This is a genomic window from Paenibacillus doosanensis (assembly GCF_025060755.1).
GTDB lineage: Bacteria > Bacillota > Bacilli > Paenibacillales > NBRC-103111 > Paenibacillus_S > Paenibacillus_S doosanensis.
Genome location: NZ_JANYUY010000009.1, coordinates 79,164 through 99,474, shown reverse-complemented (window position 1 = coordinate 99,474; position 20,311 = coordinate 79,164). Strand labels below are relative to the sequence as shown.

Below are 20,311 nucleotides of genomic sequence, written 5' to 3'. Positions count from 1 at the left end.
GGACGCGCTTCCCGCAAGCCCGAAACCAAATCGTTATTGACACCGCTTCTCTCCCCCTCTATAATGTTTGCAGAGTATTTTATTGTATTAATACAGATAATACAAACTAACAAAATAACCGCTAGGAGGAACTATTGTGGCCTTAAAAAGAGAGTGGAATTTGAAGGTGGAGAATTGGATGAAAGCCCGCGATGCGGTTTCGTACCGGCAATTGGGGGAAGTTAGCTTCCGCGGCTTTCCGGCGAAAGGCTGCATGACTATAGACGAGGCGAAGGCTTATCCGCCGGATGCTTACCGAGACGTCGTACAAGGCGACTCATGGGGGGAGAAATGGGGTTATTACTGGTTTCGGACAACCGTTGCCGCCCCGCAAGCCGCCGAGGGCCAGCGTCTTATGCTGAATCTGAATATAGGAGCGGAATGCACCGTTTATGTAAACGGTGTCATTGCCGGTTCCATCGACAAGCGGCATTTTTATATTACGCTGTCGCGAGAGGCTAACGAAGGCGAAGCCTATGAAATTTACGTCGAAGGGTATGCGGGTCATCAAGAGGCTCGCCCGGTTATGGGCAGCTCCGGTATCGGCATTTGGCGCGAGGATCTGTATCAATTTCTGATCGACGTGGACACTCTGTATCAAATTCGCTGCAGCGTGGACGAACATTCGCTCCGTGCGGCCGAGATCGACCGGGCACTGGCCCGCATAGCCGCCGTCATTGACCTGGATGCCGACGAAGCGGAGCTCATGGCCGACATTCGCCGCGAGCATCCGGCGCTCAAGCCGCTGCTTGCCTGTACGAACGGTTCGACGACGCCGACCTTGTACATGATGGGCCAATCCCATCTGGATGTAGCCTGGCTGTGGCCGATTGAGGAAACCAAACGCAAGATCGCAAGAACGATCTCCAACCAACTTGCACTTATGGAGGAATATCCGGAATATATTTATACGCAGAGCCAGCCTTATCTGTATCAAATCGTGCAGCATCTGTATCCCGAACTGTATGAACGCCTAGTTCAGGCGGTTCGGCGCGGTCAGCTAATACCGGAAGGCGGGATGTGGCTGGAAGCCGATACGAATTTGACTTCCGGTGAAAGTCTGATTCGGCAATTTATCCACGGCAAGCGTTTTTTCCGCGAGCAATTCGGAGTCGACAATGAGATGCTGTGGATGCCGGATGTGTTCGGCTACTCCGGCTCGCTGCCGCAAATTATGAAAGGCTGCGGCATTCGTTATTTTGCTTCCGTCAAAATGGGACAAACTTATAACAATTTTGCCGATCCGTTCCCGTACAATACGTTTTTGTGGGAAGGCATAGACGGTTCGGAGGTATTGGTACATTTTATGGACTACCATCTGGAGACAAAGCCGTCGGTCCTCATCGACAACTGGAATCAGCGGGTGCAGAAGGACGGCATCAACTCCCGCCTCGCCCAATTCGGCTATGGGGACGGCGGCGGCGGGGCGACCCGTGACGAGCTCGAATATTTGCGCCGCTGCGCCGATTTGGAGGGCGTACCGAAGGTGAAGCTGACTTCGCCTATCGAATATTTCAAAGATTTGGAGCGGCAGGGCTTCTCTTCCGCCCGCTATGTCGGAGAGCTGTACTATCCGGCGCATCGCGGAACCTACACGACGCAGGCCAAGACCAAGCAGGGCAACCGGCGCGGCGAATTCGCCCTGCGCGAAGCCGAATTATGGGGGACGGCGGCAGTACTTCTCCGCCAATGGCGTTATCCGCTTGAGCAGATGGATGCGCTGTGGAAGACGCTGCTGCTAAATCAGTTCCACGATATACTGCCCGGAACTTCCATCGCCCGTGTGCATGCGGAGGCCGAGCAGGATTTCGGCCGGGTCATCCGGACTTCCGGCAGCATTGCCGCCGAAGCCCAGGACGCATTGTCCGTCCCGCAAGCGGCGGAGTCCGAGTCCGCGCTGTCCGTCTTTAACTCGCTGTCCTGGGCACGCAGTGCCGTCATCCCGCTTCCCCAAGGCTGGAGCGGAGCCGCAGATGCGAACGGCCAAACCTTGGCGGCACAGCAGGATAGCAACGGCCATCGGCTGGCTCGCGTGGAGCTTCCTCCTTGCGGCTGGGTCACGATCACCCGTGCGGAAAAGGAGGACGAAACGAAAGACTTAGCCGCCCCCAGCACCGGCGAGCGCATCCTTGAGCATGATCTGCTGCGTATCGAGCTCGACGAGTACGGCCGGATGATCAGCGTCTGGGACAAAGAGCGCGGCATGGAGCTGACCGCCGGACCCGGCAACGATTTCCGCATGTATAAAGATACCCCGCCGCGCTTTGACGCCTGGGAGATTGACCGAACCTATGAGCTGGGCGAAATCGGACTGGACGATCCTGCGGTTATCCGCAAGCTGGCCGACGGCCCGCTCACAACGACAGTAGAAATAACAAGGAAGCTTCATCGCTCGACTTTGCGCCAACATATCGTGCTGACTGCAGGAAGCCGGATCATCCTGTTCCGTACGAAGATCGATTGGCAGGAAAAACATAAGCTGCTGAAGGTCGATTTTCCTACGACCGTTCACGCCGGCGAGGCGATATTCGAAACTCAGTTCGGTTATATGAAACGGCCGACTCATCGTTCCAGGCCGCATGATGCGGACCGGTTCGAAGTTTCCCACTTCAAATGGGCGGCGCTGGCGGAAGAAGCCCGCGGCTGCGCCGTAATGAACGACGGCAAGTACGGAATGAGCGTTCTCGGCGGCACGATGAGCCTGACGCTGCTAAGGGCTTCGACGGCCCCGGACCCGCAGGCCGATCTGGGAGAGCACGAGTTCGCTTACGCGTTCTATCCGTGGAACGGCAGCTTCCTGGACAGCGGCGTCGTGCGTCACGCCTACGAGTTGAACTGTCCGGCGACGGCCCGCCCGGGAGATGCCGGTTCGCATTCGCTCTGCGCGGCGGATCGGGCCAATATCGTGATCGATACCGTTAAACCGACCGAGGACGGCTCCGGCGACGTCATCATCCGCATGTACGAGGCGTACCGTACCTTGACGGAATGCGAGCTGCAGCTCGGCTTCCCGGTCCGCTCCGCCCGCCGGACGAATATGCTGGAGCAGCCCGAGCGAGAGCTTGCGGTATCGGATGACGGGAAGGTTCGCCTTCGCTTCAAGCCCTTTGAGATCATAACCGTCCGCTTATCGCTGTAGAAAACTTAAACATTGCGATGCGGTAAAAACAAAACGAACCTCCAGCCTTCAATTGCGGGCTTGGAGGTTTTTGTTCCGGTATATATTAAACTCTCGGCATTCCCGCGAATCGGCCTAGCCCTTCGTTTGCCGCAAATAATACATGATGCCCGCCCTATCCACATTGGCGAATTGGAGCGGATTTTCATGAAACATACGTTCCAGACGCTCCCGGTCGATCCATTGCGCCTGCAGCGTCTCGTCGCCTGCCTCCAGCAGCTCGCCTTCCGCTTTGCAGCGAAAGTAGAAGCCGACCGAATCGATCGGCCCTTGGATCGTCTGATATGCGGCGAAAGGCTGGATGCATTCCACTTCAAACTGCGGATTGATTCCTCGAGTATCGATACGCGTCCGCTCTCCCTCGATTTCCACGACCGTCAGGCCGGTTTCTTCCATGACCTCCCTCCTGAGCGCGGCGGTCAACGATTCGAAGGGTTCAATCCGCCCTCCGGGCAGCTCCCAAAGCGCAGGTTCGCCGGTCTTATTCCTCAGCTGAATGACAAGTTGCGTAGTACCTTCCGTCGTTCTTTCGATCAGAGCTCTCGCATTAACGAACATCATTATCGGTCGACTCTCCTCTTCAGCTGCCGGACGGCTTAAACCGGCGGCGATTTTTACAAGCGTCTACATGCGTTTGAACGCTAATACGCAGCTTTGGAAGCCTCTGAATCGTCTTCATTTCGATACCAATACGCCTGCTCCGTGAACAGAGCGGCATACTTCCCGTTCAGCGACATCAATTGTTCATGCGTTCCGTCTTCAAGCAAGCGACCTTGATCCAGCACCAAGATGCGATCGGCATATCGGGCCCAGCCAAGCCGGTGAGAGATGACAATCGACGTTTTGCCGCCGCTGAGACGGCGAAACTGCCGAAACAGCTCGGCTTCGTTCGCCGGATCGATCGCCGCCGTCGGTTCGTCGAGAACGATCAGCTCGCCTCCGCGCAGCATAGCCCGGGCTATAGCCAGCCTCTGCCACTGGCCTCCCGACAGCTCGCGTCCGCCTTCCGACAGCTGCCCGAGCGGAGCGTCCAAAGCGGACGAATCCCCGATCAGCCCGCCGAGCCCGACTGCCTCCAGCACCTGCTTGATCTCCCGGTCGTCGCACGGAACCGCGCGCCGGCCGCTGCCGAGCGTCACATGGTCGCGCAAGCGGAATGGATACCGTTCGTTCTCCTGAAGCACGGCGCTGACACGGCCCCACACCGCCTCGCAAGCATGCGGCTCCTCCGCAATATCGGCATCGTTCCACCGTACGCGTCCTGCGGACGGTTTGTACAGACCGAGCAGAACCTTCAGCAGCGTCGACTTCCCGGCCCCGTTGTCGCCGACCAGGGCTATCGTTTCCCCGGCCCGAATCGTCACATCGATCGCGTGAAGCGTCTCCTTGGCGGCATTCGGATAACGGTAAGACACTTGCTCCAAGCGCACCTCCCGCACCGGTTCCACGGTCAATCGATGGGGCGACGATCCGCCTTGCCGATCCGCCTTTTCATTCAAAAAGGCGGCCAATTCCTCCGCTTTGCCGCTTTGCATGATCATTTTGCTTAAGGGCCACGACAAAGTCAGAGTGGCTCCTTGAGATTGGAATATCGCCTGGAAGACGACGGCGACGATTCCCGGCGAGACCGTTCCGGCGGGCGACGGAAGAAGCAGCAGAACACCCAAGGTGAGAAACGCCCCCGCTATATGAACAAGAGATACCCACGCGGCCATCTTATTCTCTTTGCGTCCCATCGCGAACCTGCGGGATCGCTGCGCTTTCGTATTTGCAGCCCATTGACCGAGCAAATAATCTGCGGAACCGAACAGCTTGGCTTCTTTCAACACGGCCGTATCCGTCAACCGTTTCATCATCTCATCCGACATGCGTCCCTCGGCGGTCAGCTGTTTATCCAGCCGTCTGCGGGCAAGCTCCAGCTTCAGCCGGAAATATAAAATCGCTCCGTTCATCAAAACAAGGATAAGCGCCGCAGTCCAGTGCGCTTGAGCCGCCACTAGCGCCAGTCCGGCCAGTCGGGCGATGCGCTGCGCCGCATCGACGCCGTTGCGCAGCATCCCGATCAGCTCGCCCCCTGCCGCCGATTGCGCGCGATACAGGCGGTCGTAAAACGCAGGCTGTTCAAACCGTTCCAGCGAAACGCCGGTCGCAACCGTAAATATCTCCGATTGCACGTATCCTTCCGCGCGACGGTTCATCATCTCGTCCGTCACCTTGCGCAGCGCGCCGCCCAGCACCTGAAGGACGGATACCCCTATGAACAACAGCACCATCGGCGCAACGGAAGCAGCCAAGTCTTCTCCGTTCCCGATGCCGGTCAGCGCCGCTGCGGCCGTATCGATCATATGCTTTTGAGAAGTCATCAGGGGAACAACCAGCATACCTGTCGCAATCGGGACGGTCAGCCATAAAGCCGTAAGGAAGGGCATCCGTTTCCCGATGCGGAACAGCAGCTGCAGAACGCCGTATGTACCGCCGTTTCCTTTTATCATAATAACTCTTTCCTCCCCCGCCCTTATACATACCAGGAAGCCTGAAGCCGGTATAATCGCTCGTACTCCCCGCGAAGCCGCAGCAGCTCCTCATGCGTGCCTTGCTCGACAAGCCGTCCCTGCTTCATAACGAAAATCCGATCCGCCATTCTGGCGGCCCCCATCCGATGCGTTACCAGGAAGGCGGTACGCTCGCCCGCAGCAACCATGAATACCTCCATCGCTTTTTTTTCGGCCAGCGGGTCGAGCGCAGAGGTCGGTTCATCGAAGAAGAGCACGCTGCCGCCTCGGAAATAAGCCCGCGCCGCAGCCAGTGCCTGCCATTGGCCGCCGGACAGCTCCCGGCCTCCGAACTCGGGCCCGGTTCTCTCATCGAGCTCGAACCCCCAATTCCCCGCGCCGGCCTGCCGCAGCGCTTCCAGTAGAGCCTCGTCGTCATGGAGACGCTCCACTCTCCCGAGACCTACATGCTCTCGAACAAGCAGATGCATTTTGGAAAAATCCTGCAGAACCGCCGTGAACGAATGCCGCGCTTCACTCGCGCTGCGCCTTTCGCCTGAAGCGTCAGTCCATATGACGCCGCCCGAATCAGCCTCGTATAATCCCAGCAGCAGCTTGATGAGGGTCGTTTTTCCCGAACCGTTCTCTCCGACGACGGCGATTTTCTCTCCCGCTTCGACTTGGAACGTTACGGCGTCCAGCGCCGGCTCTTCCTGCTGCGGATAAGTAAAGCACAGCCTTTCCGCCCGAAGCGACCGGACTTCATGTTCGCCGTTCCTTTCCCGGGACCGATCGCTACCTTCTGCGGCGGCCGAAACTTCAAGCCCGAACACCTTATCTTCTTGCAGCTCCCGATACTGCTGCAAATCGTCCCAGCGCATGCCGAGCGTCTTCAGCCCCGCTTGAAGATTGAGCAAGCCGGGCCATAAGCCTCCAAGCATGACAGTCGCCTGCAGCAGCAGCGTCACATCCCCCGCCGATCTCCCTTCCCGAAGCGAGGCCGCGAGAACTAGCGCCGCCGACAAGCCGACAGCCAGCGTCACAAGCAGCTCGGATGGAGCCAAGGTCAACTGCTCTTTGCTCGTCCGGTTTATCATTCGCCGCGCAAACTCCGCATGTAACCGCAACCAATCGGAGCGAAACCGGTCTCCTGTGCCGAGCAAGCGGATCTCTTGCGCCGGACGCCGGGCCGTCAGCAGCTGCGCCAAATACATTGCCGCTCTCCGCTGCGGAATTTGCTCTTGCCCCAACTGCTCCGTCACTCTCGCCGCATAGGAGCGGAGCTTCAATTGAACCGGCAAAACGATGCAATAAAGAAGGACGATCGGCCAATGTCCGTAAAATAACAGGATGAGCAGAAGAATAATGACTTGAATGATCTGAAGGATGTATTGGTTGCTCTGCATAAACAGATTGTCGGGTGAAGCGCGCATGGCGCGTAGGCGAAGGTCTTTGACATGCGAAGATTCCAATAAAGCCAGCGGGAGCTTGGCAGACTTGGCGAGAACCGCGTGTTCCACCTCGTAAGCGCCGATTTCGCTCAGCCTGCTGTGCGACAGGAGAGAGGCTCGGCCGACGAAGGCTTGTACGATCATCACGGTCGCGAGCAGCACAGCGGCAGCGGCCAGCTCATGCTTCCCTGATGGCGAGCTCCAGTTTGGCAGCCGATCGACCATCGCTTTGGTCAGAAGCAGCTGCACGGGCATCAGAAGCAGTTGGACAGCGTCTGCAACAGGCTTGATTCTGACGGCCCCGGCGTCGGCATGTCTGAGAAACGCAGAAACCGCCCGTAAGCGGGAGAAAAATAAAGATACTATACAGGTCACCTCGCATAGGATTATTTTTCCAAGGAACATCTATATTACCATAAAAATACGGAAGCGCAAGCTTTTTCTTGCCATCGGACTTCGAATATAAAAGTCGGCCGAGGCTATCACCGCTAAGCAATTGAGCGTTCGCTGGGCGCAGAACAAATCCCCTAAAAGTGACGTGATGCTCTGAAGCTTATTCCGTCCGCATCCAGCCTAAGCTGGATCGGCGTCTAACCCTTCCTCTGGGATCGTTCTGTGGGTAGAATTTACTTTCGGGGGAGAACCCGGATATCCTCAGGCTATGGCTGCGCATCATTTCCTAAACAAGAACAAAAACCGTCCCGGGCCGGGCCTGAGACAGTTTTGTAAATTTATTCCAGATTCGATATGACTCTGCTTCGGCTTTCGGCTAACGGCTCTTCTCTTCCATCGTATCGGAACCAAGCAAGCTGCAGATCAGCTCGACGGCGGCGTGAGCGGTTTTGCTCCTCAGATCGAGCGCCGGATTCACCTCGACGAATTCGGCGCTTACCAGCAATCCGGAGGCGGCAATCACCCTCATAGCCTCCAGCGCCTCCGTAAGCCGCATTCCCGCCGAAACCGGCGTTCCCACCCCCGGCGCTTCCCCAGGGTCCAGGCCGTCCAGATCGAAGCTGACATGAATCCCGTCCGTGCCTTCACCGGCCGCCGCCAAAGCTTGACGGACAACCTCCGACATGCCGAGCCTATGAAGCTCCCTGCTGGCATACATGCGGATGCCGGCGCGCTGAATCAGCTCCTGCTCCCCCGTATCGAGCGAACGCGTGCCGATAAGCACGAGATGCTCCGGACGCACTTTGGGTCTCTTCCCGCCTATATGCTTTAGAGCTGGATAACCATAGCCGAGCATCGCCGCAAGCGGCATGCCGTGAACGTTACCGGAAGGACTGGTCTGAACCGTGTTCAAGTCCCCGTGGGCGTCGAACCAGAGCACGCCGATGCGTTTATGCCGCGCCGCGCCGGCTATCGTTCCGGCGGCGATGCTGTGATCCCCTCCGAGTATGAGAGGGATCGCGCCGGCCTCCACCGACGCCGCCGTCTTGCGGTGAAGCCGGCGGTTAAATCGGACGATTTCATCGATATGTTTCGCTTTGGGATGGCCGCCGGCGGTATCGGCGGACAGCTTCTCCCGCTCCGTCAGCGTCACGTCGCCCAAGTCTTGAACCATGCGCTCTTGCTGCCGCAAACGGGTTAGCAGTCCGGCGCAGCGGATCGCATCGGGCCCCATCCGGCAGCCTCGGCAGCCCGCTCCCAAATCGAGCGGCGCGCCGATCACATGAACGGCTTGCGAATCATTCATTCTGCTTCACTCTCCTCCGGTCGGCAAAACGCCAGTTCACTTGCGCAGCATCCCCTTCAGCACGAACAGCAGGTTGGCCGGCCGTTCCGCTATTCTGCGGGTGAAATACGGATACCACTCGCTCCCGAACGGCGTGTAGATGCGTACCCGATAGCCCTGATCCGCCAACTGGCGCTGCAATCCGCCCGCAATGCCGTAGAGCATCTGGAACTCAAAGCGCTTGCTGGAGATTCCCTTCCCGGCAGCGTACGATTTGACCGTCTGAATGATGCGGGCGTCATGCGTCGCAACCGCCGTATAATGTCCGGCGTTCATATGCGCTTTAACCATCTCCACGTACTGGCGGTCGACATCGCGCTTCTGGGGAAACGCAATCCGCGCGTCCTCCTTATAGGCCCCCTTGACGATGCGGACATTCGACTTCCATTCCCCGAGCCGCTTCAAATCGCCCGGAGAACGGTACAAATAAGCCTGCAGCACCGTTCCGACATGCTCGTGTCCGAATCGTTCGACGAGCTTGCCCGTCATGCCCAGCGTCAGATCCGTAAGCGTGGAGTCCTCCATATCGATGCGGACAAAATTCCGGTAATAGCCGGCCGCCGCCGCGATCCGCTCCATATGCTTCAAACAGGCGTCAGGGTCCAGCAAGCAGCCGAGCTGAGTCAGCTTCAGTGACACATTGGCGTCCAGCTTGCGCTCGTCGATCATGCGGAGCATCTCGATAATTTGATTGGCGGCCTTCTCCGCGACAAGCGGATCTTCTACGCTTTCGCCCAAATAATCGAGCGTTGCGGCCAGACCTTGACGGTTCATATCGCGCACGCGCTCCAGGGCGCCCGTTAACGTTTCGGCTGCGACAAACCGCCGTACCCCCATACGCATTCCATATCGTTCAAATGTGGACTTCACCCGCCTCAGCTCCGCGACGCGGAGCACGGTGCGGCGAAACCAGGCATTCATTCGCATACTCCTGGCCCCCTTGCATTAGAAATCCGGTTATGCGGTTGACCCCAAAAGCGAATGCCGACGCTTCTACAGCAGCTCGGAAATCGCCTTCGACTGAGTAAACAATAGCAGATAATCCGGACCGCCGGCTTTGGAATCCGTGCCCGACATATTAAATCCGCCGAAAGGATGCACACCGACGACCGCCCCTGTGCATTTGCGGTTAATGTACAGATTGCCGACATGAAACTCGGCTTTGGCCCGCGCGATATGCTCCCGGTTGTTCGAGTACACGGAACCGGTCAGACCGTATTCGCTATCGTTAACCATCGCGAGCCCTTCGTCAAAATCTTTGCAGGAAGCGAACGCCACCACCGGACCGAATATTTCCTCCTGCATAATCCGCGAATCGATGGCCGCATCCGCCACAATCGTCGGCTCGATAAAATAGCCTGGCAGCGGTAGCGCTTGGCCTCCGGTTACGATGCGTCCCTCTTCCTTGGCTATGTCGATATAGTCCATAATCTTTTGAAAAGATGCCCGGTCGATGACCGGTCCCGTATCGACGGTCATATCCGTCACATCGCCCACCTTCAGAGCTTGCGTCAATTCCTTGCAGCGGCTCAGCACCGTTTCGTATACGTCCTGATGAACGATGGCTCTGGAGCAGGCCGAGCATTTTTGGCCGGAATAACCGAAGGCGGAGGCGACGATCCCTCGGGCCGCCGCTTCCAGATCGGCCTCGGCGTCGACGAGAATGGAGTCTTTGCCCCCAAGCTCGCCGACAAATCTCTTGAGCCAGATTTGGCCCGGCGCGACGCGTGCGGACAGCTCCTGGATGCGGACGCCGACGTCGCGCGAGCCTGTGAAGGATACGAACCGGGCGAGCGGATGCTCTACCAAGTAATCCCCGATTTCGCTGCCGCTGCCGGGAGCAAATTGGATCACTCCGGACGGCAAACCGCAGCCGTACATCAGCTCGACGAATTTGGCCGCGATCACCGGCGTTTGACTGGACGGCTTGAGAACGACCGTATTGCCTGCAACGACCGCAGCGGTCGTCATGCCGGCCATGATGGCCAGCGGAAAGTTCCACGGCGGAATGACGATGCCGACGCCGAGCGGAATATAATGCAGCTCGTTATGCTCGCCGGCCAGCGGGATGAGCTCCTTCCCTCCCCGTCCGGACAGCGCGATCATCTGGCGGGCGTAATATTCCAGGAAATCGATGGCCTCCGCCGTATCCGCATCCGCCTCAACCCGGCTTTTGCCGGCTTCGAGCATCAGCCATGCGTTGAATTCATGCTTCCGCCGCCTAAGCGTCGCCGCTCCCTTAAGCAAATATTCGGCGCGCTGCACCGCCGGAGTCTTCGACCATGATCGAAAAGTCTGCGCTGCAGACTGAATCGCCTTCTCGGCCCATGATCGGTCCGCCTTCGCGACCTTCCCGATAATCTGATCGCTGCGGGACGGGTTGAGCGATACGAGCACATCCTCCGTCTCTATCGCCTCCCCCCCGATAAGAAGCGGGTAAGTGCGGCCGAGCTCCGATTGCACTTGGCCGAGCGCTTCCTCCAGCCTGCGGCTTTCCTCCGGACGGGTGAAGTCCGTCAACGGTTCCGGTTGATAAGGTTTCATGCCGATCGCTCCCTCCTGATCGTTATGGTAAGACCGCCTTCACTTTGCTGACGGCCCAATCGATTTGCTCCTCCGTAATAATAAGCGGCGGAGCGAGCCGTAATATCGTATGATGGGTTTCTTTGGTCAGCAGCCCCAAATTCATCAGCCTTTCGCTGTATGTTCTCGCTTCCCCGGCAAGCTCGATCCCGATGAACAATCCCCTGCCGCGAATGTCGAGAACGCACGGCGCATGCACTTCGGCCCGCAGCTTTGCCAGCATGTATTCGCCTAGCTCGCGCGACCGCTGCGGTAAATTCTCCTCGTGCAGCACCTTCAGCGAAGCAATGGCCACCGCGCAGGCAAGCGGGTTGCCCCCGAAGGTAGAGCCGTGAGATCCGGGCTCGAACACCTGCATCAGGTCCCGGTCGGCGGCTACGCCGGATATCGGCATGACGCCTCCGCCCAGCGCCTTGCCGATAATGTACGCGTCCGGCACGACGTCCTCCCAGTCAGAGGCGAACCACTGGCCGGTCCGGCCGAGCCCTGTCTGGATTTCATCGGCCATTAGCAGCACCCGGCGGTCCCGGCAGCATGCGGCGCACTCTTTCAAGTAGCCCTCCCGCGGGATGCGGATGCCGGCTTCTCCCTGAATCGGCTCGACGAGAAACGCCGCCGTACGGGAGCTGATCGCCTGCTCCAAGGCCGCCGAATCCCCGTAAGGAATGACGCGAAAGCCCGGCGTGAACGGACCGAACTGATGCCGGTATTCCGGCGAGCTTGAACAGGAGGTCGCCGCAATCGTTCTGCCGTGAAAATTTCCTTCGCATACGATAATTTCAGCCTCATCTTCGGGGACACCCTTCACTTGATACGCCCATCGCCGGGCCATCTTCATCGCCGTCTCCACCGCTTCCGCTCCCGTATTCATCGGGAGAAACGCTTCTTTTCCCGTAATGGCGCCGAGCAGTTCCAGCAAATCTCCCATCCGCTCGTTATGAAATGCGCGCGACGTCAAGGTCACTTTATCCGCTTGTTCCTTCAATGCCTGAATGATTTTGGGATGGCGATGCCCTTGGTTCAGCGCGGAATATCCGCTGAGCATATCCATGTACCTTTTGCCCGATACATCGCGTACCCACACGCCTTCCCCGTGAGCGATAACAACAGGGAGCGGATGATAATTAGCCGCCCCGTACTTTTCCGTCTTTCGAATAATCTCTTGGCTTCTTCTCATTGGACAAGCTTCCACCTCTTTTCCCGGATTCCGGCTGAACGGAGCATTGAAAGCGGGTGTTACCCCCCGCTTTCCTTGCAGCAAGGCTGAATAGGAATGGAAACCATTGCGATAGGCTTGGTTATATTTGAATATTCTGATAATAATGCAGACAATGTTCATACCTATCTTATGATTAGCCTATGCAATTGGGTTGGGCGCATGCCCGGTTTTACGCAAAACAGCTCCTTCCCTTTTGTCCCGTGCCGTCCGGAAGCGCCTCGCTGAATGCGCGGCCTTTGACCGATAGGTTTACCGAACTTGGAGACGCGGATGGATCGTATGCCGTTGACTTGCCTGAATGTCGCGATACGTAGTATCATAACTACCATCGGCCCGTCCGGATCGTATTATATTGGATGAAGGAGTTTTCCCCATGAGCGTACACGAACAGATTACCGCCCACACCCGTAAAATGCATTCCCATCTCGAAGCGTTCCAAAGAATGGACGACGCGCGCGAAGCCGCCATTGAGCAAGCCGTCGCGCTCTGCGCCTCGGGACAGGCATTCACGACCGACGAGATTAACCGGATCACGGCACGGATCAACGATCATGCCCAGCGCGGGATATCCCCGACAAGACCGTACGTAACGAGCGAGATGGTGGCAGCATACGTCCAGCGCAAGCTATCGGCGCAATAAGCGAAGTCCGTCGCTCCCCTGCATGGGACGACGGGATATCTCTATCCGCCCGCCGATCCGGTCAAACCAAAAAAGCTTTGAACAGCAAAAGGCATCCCTTTTCTGCTCAAAGCTTTTCGTTTTTTTACTGCAAACCCGCTCGTCCTGGAGCAAGCTTCGGTGAAGCTGCGCTCAAAGGCGCTGCGCCTCCCGCAGCACAAGCTCAAAATATCCGGGCTCATGCGGGACGAAATCCCGTTTGCGGAACGTACGTTCGACCGCCTGCAACTTGCCGCTCTCATCCGGTTCCACCCCGGCCGCCCGAATCTCGAAATCGGACCGGCCCCGGGCCAAATCGCCCACACAGGACAAAGGAATGCTGTAGAGCCCGGTCACCTCGTCTTCCTGAAGGCGGTACGAAGCCAGCGGCTGATCGGATGCAAGCATGAATACATGGTACCATTCGCGGTCGATTTTATCCGCGGCAATGATCCGCTCTTCGCGATAGACTCCGCATGATTTTAGCCGCTCGAACGAAGCAGCAACCCCAAGCTCTTCCTCCAGCTCCCGCACCCCGTCTTCGACCCGTTCTCCGGCCATAAGATGACCGGCGCAGGAAATATCCAGCAAATTCGGATACGTATCCTTATCCGGATGCCGCATTTGGAATAAAATCCGGGTCTCTTCGCCCGTGCGGGTGACGATCCAGCAGTGGAAGGTCTGATGCCATAAGCCTTTGGCATGAACCTCCTTCCGGGTCGCGGTGCCGATCGGCTTCATCGTTTCGTCGAATATATCAAAACGCTCCTGCTCCTGCTTTGCCATTAACCAAGCTCCTCTGCTCGTTCTGGGTATACAGGAGTTATTGTAGCATCTTGCGGATTCCTTCCGCCACCAGAGGCTACGAGCCGGGCGCCGCGATCGGTGAAATGCGTGCAATCGGTCCCGTTGTGCGAGACGCTAGGCTTTCGGCCCTACCATCTCCTCCGGCCGCACGTACTCATCGAACTGCTCCGCCGTCAAAAATCCGCTTTGAACGGCCGCTTCCCGCAGCGTCAGCTTTTCGCTGTGCGCCTTCTTCGCGATCTTCGCAGCTTTCTCATAGCCGATGTGAGGATTCAGCGCCGTAACCAGCATCAGCGATTGCCGCAAATGACGGTCGATCACTTCCCGGTTCGGCTCGATTCCGACCGCGCAATGGTCGTTGAACGATACCATCGTATCGGTCAGCAATCTTGCCGATTGCAGGAAGTTGTGAATGATCACCGGCTTAAATACGTTCAGTTCGAAGTTGCCCTGGCTCGCCGCAAAGCCGATGACCGCATCATTGCCCATTACCTGACACGCGACCATCGTCATCGCTTCGCTCTGCGTCGGATTGACTTTTCCCGGCATGATGGAGCTGCCCGGCTCATTCTCGGGTATCGTCAGCTCCCCGATGCCGCTGCGCGGCCCGCTGGCCAGCCAGCGCACGTCGTTGGCGATTTTCATCAAATCGGCGGCCAGCGCCTTTAGCGCGCCGTGGACGAAGACGGCTTGATCGTGGCTGGTCAGCGCATGGAACTTGTTTTCGGCGGAGACGAACGTCTTCCCGGTCTCCCGGCTAATCTCCGCCGCAGTCATCTCGCCGAATTGCGGATGCGCGTTAAGCCCGGTGCCGACGGCCGTCCCTCCTATGGCCAGCTCCTTCATCGCATGAACGCTGTCCGCAATCATTCGGCCCGCCTTCTCCAGCATCGCATGCCAGCCGCTGATCTCCTGACCCAGCGTAAGGGGCGTAGCGTCCTGCAGATGCGTGCGGCCGATTTTGATCACGTCGGCGAACTGCTCCATTTTCGCGCGCAGCGTCTCCTTCAGCTTCTCCAGCGCGGGGAGCAGCCGCTCCTCGACGGCGAGCACGCCGGCAATATGCAGAGCGGTCGGGAACGTATCGTTGGAGCTCTGCGATTTGTTCACATCGTCGTTCGGATGAATCCGCTTCTCGCTTCCCCGCGCCTCCAGCAGCTGGTTGCCCCGATGCGCTATCACCTCGTTCACGTTCATGTTGGACTGCGTCCCGCTCCCGGTCTGCCAGACGACAAGCGGGAAATGATCGTCCCATCGTCCCTGCAAAATTTCGTCCGCCGACTGGATGATCGCATCCGCCTTATCGGCATCGAGCTTGCCCAACTCTCGGTTGACCTTGGCCGCGGATTTTTTCAGCACAGCGAAAGCCTGAATCACCTCTAGCGGCATCCGTTCCGTCCCGATCCGAAAGTTTTCGCTGCTGCGCTGGGTTTGGGCTCCCCATAGCTTATCGGCGGGAACCTGGATTTCCCCCATCGTATCTCTTTCCACTCTATATTTCACAAAAGGCACCTCCCTGTTCTACCTTCATATTTTGCCAAATAGCGGGATCGTCTACTCATCGTCCGCCCCAAAAAACGGCGGTGAAAAAGTCCGCTACAGGCCCTTTACATTTTTCCGATACTCCGTCGGAGGAAAGCCTGTTTCCTTGCGAAAGCTTTTTGTAAAATGATTCGTATTTTCAAAACCGCTCTGCTGGGCGACTTCTTTCATGCTTTGCGAAGTTGTGGTCAGCAGAAACTTGGCCTTATCCATCCGTTTGCGCTGCATATATTTAGCCGGCGGCATGCCAAAGTGCTTTTTGAAATATTTGATCAAGTAGTTGGGGTGAAAGTGAACGGCTTTGGCCAGTTGTTCCACAGTAATGCTTTTATGCAAATTACGTTCGATGTATTTCTGCAGTTGGTCCAGTCTTTCGATTTCCTCGCTGCGCTGCTGCAAAATATGGATAGGAACAGACTCCAAGTAACAGGCAATCATTTGCAACAGAATTGCCTTTTCACGAAGCCGGGATGTTAAAGCAGAATCCTCGCGCAACGCAACAAGCTCATGAAACCATGTTGTCATCTGCTCGGCATTGCCGACCTTTATATAAAGCGGTATGTCCAGCCATTGGAACAAATCAAACGAACCGATGCGCGTGGTGAAATGGCACCAATATTTAAAATAGGGAAGATTGTTGGTGACGCTATACGACTGCACGGAATGAGCGGGCAGAAATCAAAGGTCAGGCAATGGAATTATGAATGTGCATAATCGGATTCGATTGGCTTACGGCAAAAATTACGGGTTAAAAATCAATGCCAAGGAAGCGCGCGGTACGATTGTCGGTATGAAATTACCTTTAGGGCAAGCGCCAGGATATCGAAAGCAATGGTTTTCGTAAATTGATAATATAGTTCTTGCTTTCTCGTATCATCCGTGGTATTATAATTGAATGTATCATTTTCAAGCAACCTCATAATGAAGTTCCTCAGTTCATTTTGGTTTCATCCTCCGCTTCTTAAAAACAATTCAAATTCCCATGAACCCTAAGAATTTGTTGCGTGTTTACTGATTCACACTGGCGCGGTCTTCGGAGCCGCAAGGATGGAAGAGAGGTAGGGCTTTCATTGTTTTAGAGACACACCGTTTTTTACCCTGTTGGGATGTTTAAATCGCTGAAACGTCAGCGCAACAATAAACATTTATGTGACGATAAAACCTATATTCGAACGCGGTCACAGAGCTTGGAGAAGCCCCGGTTAGAGGTCATCTCCAATTAGTATGTGAGCAAGGTTGCAAGATGCAGATACAATCTATTATAGAAGAACTCTCCTTAAGTTACGGCGTTGCATCGATGCCGGCGATAACTTTACGGCTCACGGCGTCCAAGGCGGTCAGCTCATCGGCGGTCAGCTTAATTTCGGCGGCTTCCACGTTTTCTTTCATGTGCTTGATGCTTTGCGAACCGACAATCGCCGTAGTCAGCGCCTTTTGATGCAGCAGCCAGCTGATAGCGATTTGCGAGACGGCCTTTCCTTTGGCGTCGGCAATTTGCTTGAGCAAAAGGATGAGTTCTTCTTCCATTTTCAAATGCTCGGGCAGGAACAACCTCCGCGTGCTTCGGAAATCGTTTTCATCCAGCGTTTTGCCGCCCAGATGGAACGCCCCGGTTAAAAGGCCTTTGGCAATCGAGCTGTAGCTCATGATACCGATCTCATTTTCGAGACAGTAAGGAACGATGTCTTCCTCAATGGCGCGGTGCAGCAGGCTGTATTCCGGCTGAATCACGTCGATTTGCGCGAAACCGGCCGCTTCCTTCAACTGCTCCAGGGAAAAATTCGATACGCCGATCGCCCGGATCAAGCCTTCATCTTTGAGCTTCTGGAATTCGGACAGCGTTTCCGACACCGGAATCTCGTAGCTTGGCCAATGAATATAATAAATATCGATAAAATCGGATTTAAGCCGTTTCAAGCTCGCCTCTGCAGAGCGGCGTACGTCGGCCGGCGCGAGATTGGCGCGGCTTACCTTCGTCGAGATAACGCACTGCTGCCTGCTTCCTTCCAGCGCCAACCCGACAATTTCCTCGGAATGTCCTGCGCCGTAGCCCTCCGCCGTATCGAAAGTCGTGATGCCCATCTCAAATGCGGCCCGAATCGCTTGAATGTTATTTTCGTCGCTTGTAAACTCCCACGGACCGCCTCCCAATTCCCAACATCCGAATGTAATCGGCGATACTTGCAGTTTGCTTTTTCCCAACGTAATCAATTGCAATGGTTCCAACTCCTTTGTATGTATTTTACAACTTCCTGCTGTCCACCCTAGCATACCACGTAAGCGCTTTTGCTGCTAGACCGGCGTTCTTCCCGGCACCGCTTTGATCGAGTTTTTCCACCGCTCCTCGCGGCCCCCCTGCTGCTGCGCTGCAAGCGGAAGCGCAATATCCACTTCCGTTCCCTCATGAATTTGGCTGTTGATCTGAATCGTGCCCTGATGCGCTTCGATAATTTTAAAACACATCATAAGTCCGAGGCCGGTTCCTTTTTCCTTCGTCGTGTAGAACGGCTCTCCAAGCGACGCCAGCCGCTCATGGGGAATTCCCGCTCCGTTGTCGACGACCCTAAGATGCACCCGCTGCCGCTCGACGTAAGCTTCTACCCGTATCTCTCCTCCGGCTTGCATGGCCTCAATCGCATTTTTCAATAAATTAATAAACACTTGCTTCATCTGAATCTCGGAACAATAAATCATAATCGGATCGTCGGTCATCTTCACCGCCATGCGGACGTTATTCATCGTCGCTTCCGGCTCCAGCAGTTGAATCACCGTAAGAATCAGCTGGTTCAGCGAATACATTTCGTATTGAATGACCTGCGGCTTCGCTATGATCAGAAATTCGCTCACGATAAAATTAATTCGATTCAGCTCGGCGCTCATAATTTCATAATAATGATCCTGATTCGGGCCTCTCTCGCGCATAAGCTGGAGAAACCCTTTTAACGAGGTGAGCGGATTTCGAATCTCGTGCGCGAGCCCTGCCGCCAACTGCCCTACGACGGACAGCCTATCCGATTTTCTTAGAAGCTCCTCCGTCTTTTTCCGCTCGGTAATGTCCCTGGATATACCGGCGATCGCTACCGTGTCGCCTTCCGCGTTCTTGATCGGGGAGATCGTCAGACTGATGTGAAGCGGGGTTCCGTTCTTATGCAGCCGCACCGTTTCAAAATCGGTGATTTCCTGCCCGGACAGCAATTGCTCCATCAGTTGCAGCGTTTCCTCTTTTTTATCGTCCGGAATAATACGGATCGGCTTGCCTACGACCTCCTCGCCGCTAAACCCGTATATTTTTTCAAAAGCATGATTCACCTGCAGCACGTTAAACTGCAAATCAACGACATCGATCGCATCGGATGTATTCGTTATGAGAGATTCCAGCATTTCTTTGGTCCTCAGCAAATCTTCTTCCGCCCGTTTACGCTCCGTGATATCGATACAGGAAGCGATAACCTCCACGACCTGCCCGTCTCTTTTAATAGGCCGCAATGAGGAGATGTATGTAATCTGGTTAATCTGGCCTTCGTACAGCACATGCTCTTCGCCGCTCCACGCTCGTTCGTAGTAGCGCTCCTTCACCTCGGCGATATCCGCGGGGAGGAACTCTCTTAACTCCTTGCCAACCACTCTCTCCGGCGTCAGACCTAGACGGAATACGAGTTCCCCGTCGCACAGCGTATGAATGAAGCGGCCGTCGATCCGTTTAAATTTAAAGGTCATTCCTTGCTGCTTGCGCACCACATCTTGCAAATCCTGCTGCAGCACGGCCAACGATTCCTTCGTCTTTTTCAATTCGGTGATGTCTCGGGCTATGATATAAAATCCGACGATGCGCCCGTCCACGATGATAGGTACGTCTTTGGCCCCCAAATAAACTTGGTGGCCCATCTTATGGGTCAAGGCGATTTCCGTATTAAGCTGCTCTCCGTCCGTACCGTTCTGGAAAATATGCAGCTGGTCCTTTTCACCGGCAATAATCGATTTGAACGAAGTATGCAGCAGCTCGAAAGCCTCGTACCCGATGATTTTCTCCATGGCAGGATTCAGTCCGTCGATCCGTCCTTCCATATCCAGAGAGCAAATCCCGGCAGGGTTGTACTCGATCAGCGATTTGTATTTTTGTTCTAATTGCTTGCGGGAACTAATATCTTGAATTTGTGCAATTGTGTAGAGCGGCTGTCCCTGAGGGGAGCGAACGAGCGACACATGAAGCAGAATCCAGATCACTTTGCCCGTTTTATGAAAAAAACGTTTTTCCATCTGAAAGCTTACCCAATCTCCCGACAGCAGCCGCCGATTGTGTTCGAGATTTAATTCCAGATCGTCGGGATGCGTCAAGCTTTGATAATCCGTCGACAGCAGCTCTTGTTCCGAATAACCGATAATTCCGCATAGGGAGCGGTTTACTTTGAGCCATCTTCCGTTCAGATCGATCAATGCCATTCCGATTGCAGCATAATCAAACGCATTACGGAACAGCGAATCATTGACGTGTAGAGACGGTTCCAGCGATAAAGCCGTCTTATCCGTCCAATCTTGTTCCTTTTGCGATTCATTCATGGCATGTACCTCTTTTATCCGGTTATTTTACTATATTACTACATTAT

Annotated in this window: 14 protein-coding genes; 2 read left to right on the top strand and 12 right to left on the bottom strand. The window is 55.8% G+C overall.

Translation table 11 applies throughout. The annotated features are described in order from the left end of the window. Positions 1–136: 136 nt before the first annotated feature. Positions 137–3,178 carry an alpha-mannosidase gene (locus tag N0M98_RS09775; RefSeq protein WP_259617725.1) on the top strand — a complete coding sequence of 1,014 codons (3,042 nt, stop codon included), beginning with the start codon at positions 137–139 and terminating at the stop codon, positions 3,176–3,178. A gap of 114 nt (positions 3,179–3,292) precedes the next feature. Here the strand turns inward: N0M98_RS09775 and N0M98_RS09770 are convergent, their stop codons facing one another. From N0M98_RS09770 to rocD, 7 genes are all read right to left on the bottom strand, one after another. Continuing rightward, a complete protein-coding gene (locus tag N0M98_RS09770; RefSeq protein WP_249862920.1) occupies positions 3,293–3,778 on the bottom strand; it encodes an NUDIX hydrolase in 486 nt (161 codons plus the stop codon). 80 nt (positions 3,779–3,858) lie between these two features. Then, positions 3,859–5,709, bottom strand: coding sequence for an ABC transporter ATP-binding protein (locus N0M98_RS09765; protein ID WP_259617724.1), 1,851 nt, complete (start codon positions 5,707–5,709; stop codon positions 3,859–3,861). 23 nt (positions 5,710–5,732) lie between these two features. Continuing rightward, positions 5,733–7,535 carry an ATP-binding cassette domain-containing protein gene (locus tag N0M98_RS09760; protein WP_259617723.1) on the bottom strand — a complete coding sequence of 601 codons (1,803 nt, stop codon included), beginning with the start codon at positions 7,533–7,535 and terminating at the stop codon, positions 5,733–5,735. Between the two features lie 394 nt (positions 7,536–7,929). Continuing rightward, positions 7,930–8,859 carry an arginase gene (gene rocF / locus N0M98_RS09755; RefSeq protein ID WP_259617722.1) on the bottom strand — a complete coding sequence of 310 codons (930 nt, stop codon included), beginning with the start codon at positions 8,857–8,859 and terminating at the stop codon, positions 7,930–7,932. Between the two features lie 36 nt (positions 8,860–8,895). Next, positions 8,896–9,819 carry a proline dehydrogenase family protein gene (locus N0M98_RS09750; RefSeq protein WP_259617721.1) on the bottom strand — a complete coding sequence of 308 codons (924 nt, stop codon included), beginning with the start codon at positions 9,817–9,819 and terminating at the stop codon, positions 8,896–8,898. Positions 9,820–9,891: 72 nt separating this feature from the next. Continuing rightward, positions 9,892–11,442 carry an L-glutamate gamma-semialdehyde dehydrogenase gene (gene pruA, locus N0M98_RS09745; protein WP_259617720.1) on the bottom strand — a complete coding sequence of 517 codons (1,551 nt, stop codon included), beginning with the start codon at positions 11,440–11,442 and terminating at the stop codon, positions 9,892–9,894. Between the two features lie 22 nt (positions 11,443–11,464). Further along, entirely contained in the window at positions 11,465–12,658 is a 1,194-nt protein-coding gene (gene rocD, locus N0M98_RS09740) for an ornithine--oxo-acid transaminase (RefSeq protein ID WP_249862915.1), read from the bottom strand. 415 nt (positions 12,659–13,073) lie between these two features. Here rocD and N0M98_RS09735 point away from each other — a divergent pair, with 415 nt between their 5' ends. After that, positions 13,074–13,340 carry a YpbS family protein gene (locus tag N0M98_RS09735; protein WP_259617719.1) on the top strand — a complete coding sequence of 89 codons (267 nt, stop codon included), beginning with the start codon at positions 13,074–13,076 and terminating at the stop codon, positions 13,338–13,340. A gap of 171 nt (positions 13,341–13,511) precedes the next feature. Here N0M98_RS09735 and N0M98_RS09730 read toward each other — a convergent pair whose 3' ends face one another. The 5 genes from N0M98_RS09730 to N0M98_RS09710 all read right to left on the bottom strand — a co-directional run bounded on the left by N0M98_RS09730 (position 13,512) and on the right by N0M98_RS09710 (position 20,264). Continuing rightward, positions 13,512–14,144, bottom strand: a complete 633-nt coding sequence (locus N0M98_RS09730; RefSeq protein ID WP_259617718.1) for an NUDIX hydrolase — start codon at positions 14,142–14,144, stop codon at positions 13,512–13,514. A 135-nt stretch (positions 14,145–14,279) separates the two neighbouring features. Continuing rightward, positions 14,280–15,668 carry a class II fumarate hydratase gene (gene fumC / locus N0M98_RS09725; protein ID WP_259617717.1) on the bottom strand — a complete coding sequence of 463 codons (1,389 nt, stop codon included), beginning with the start codon at positions 15,666–15,668 and terminating at the stop codon, positions 14,280–14,282. Between the two features lie 93 nt (positions 15,669–15,761). Next, a complete protein-coding gene (locus tag N0M98_RS09720; protein WP_259617716.1) occupies positions 15,762–16,286 on the bottom strand; it encodes a helix-turn-helix domain-containing protein in 525 nt (174 codons plus the stop codon). Positions 16,287–16,988: 702 nt separating this feature from the next. Beyond that, complete coding sequence (locus tag N0M98_RS09715) at positions 16,989–17,924, bottom strand: aldo/keto reductase (RefSeq protein ID WP_259617715.1); 936 nt, start codon at positions 17,922–17,924, stop codon at positions 16,989–16,991. 75 nt (positions 17,925–17,999) lie between these two features. Further along, positions 18,000–20,264 carry a PAS domain S-box protein gene (locus N0M98_RS09710; RefSeq protein WP_259617714.1) on the bottom strand — a complete coding sequence of 755 codons (2,265 nt, stop codon included), beginning with the start codon at positions 20,262–20,264 and terminating at the stop codon, positions 18,000–18,002. Positions 20,265–20,311: the final 47 nt, after the last annotated feature.

Bases quoted from the DNA above. Each gene is read 5' to 3' on its own strand.
- pruA (WP_259617720.1), bottom strand. From the start codon at position 11,442: ATGAAACCTTATCAACCGGAACCGTTGACGGACTTCACCCGTCCGGAG.
- N0M98_RS09770 (WP_249862920.1), bottom strand. From the start codon at position 3,778: ATGATGTTCGTTAATGCGAGAGCTCTGATCGAAAGAACGACGGAAGGT.
- rocF (WP_259617722.1), bottom strand. From the start codon at position 8,859: ATGAATGATTCGCAAGCCGTTCATGTGATCGGCGCGCCGCTCGATTTG.
- N0M98_RS09710 (WP_259617714.1), bottom strand. From the start codon at position 20,264: ATGAATGAATCGCAAAAGGAACAAGATTGGACGGATAAGACGGCTTTA.
- rocD (WP_249862915.1), bottom strand. From the start codon at position 12,658: ATGAGAAGAAGCCAAGAGATTATTCGAAAGACGGAAAAGTACGGGGCG.
- N0M98_RS09765 (WP_259617724.1), bottom strand. From the start codon at position 5,709: ATGATAAAAGGAAACGGCGGTACATACGGCGTTCTGCAGCTGCTGTTC.
- N0M98_RS09730 (WP_259617718.1), bottom strand. From the start codon at position 14,144: ATGGCAAAGCAGGAGCAGGAGCGTTTTGATATATTCGACGAAACGATG.
- N0M98_RS09735 (WP_259617719.1), top strand. From the start codon at position 13,074: ATGAGCGTACACGAACAGATTACCGCCCACACCCGTAAAATGCATTCC.
- N0M98_RS09750 (WP_259617721.1), bottom strand. From the start codon at position 9,819: ATGAATGCCTGGTTTCGCCGCACCGTGCTCCGCGTCGCGGAGCTGAGG.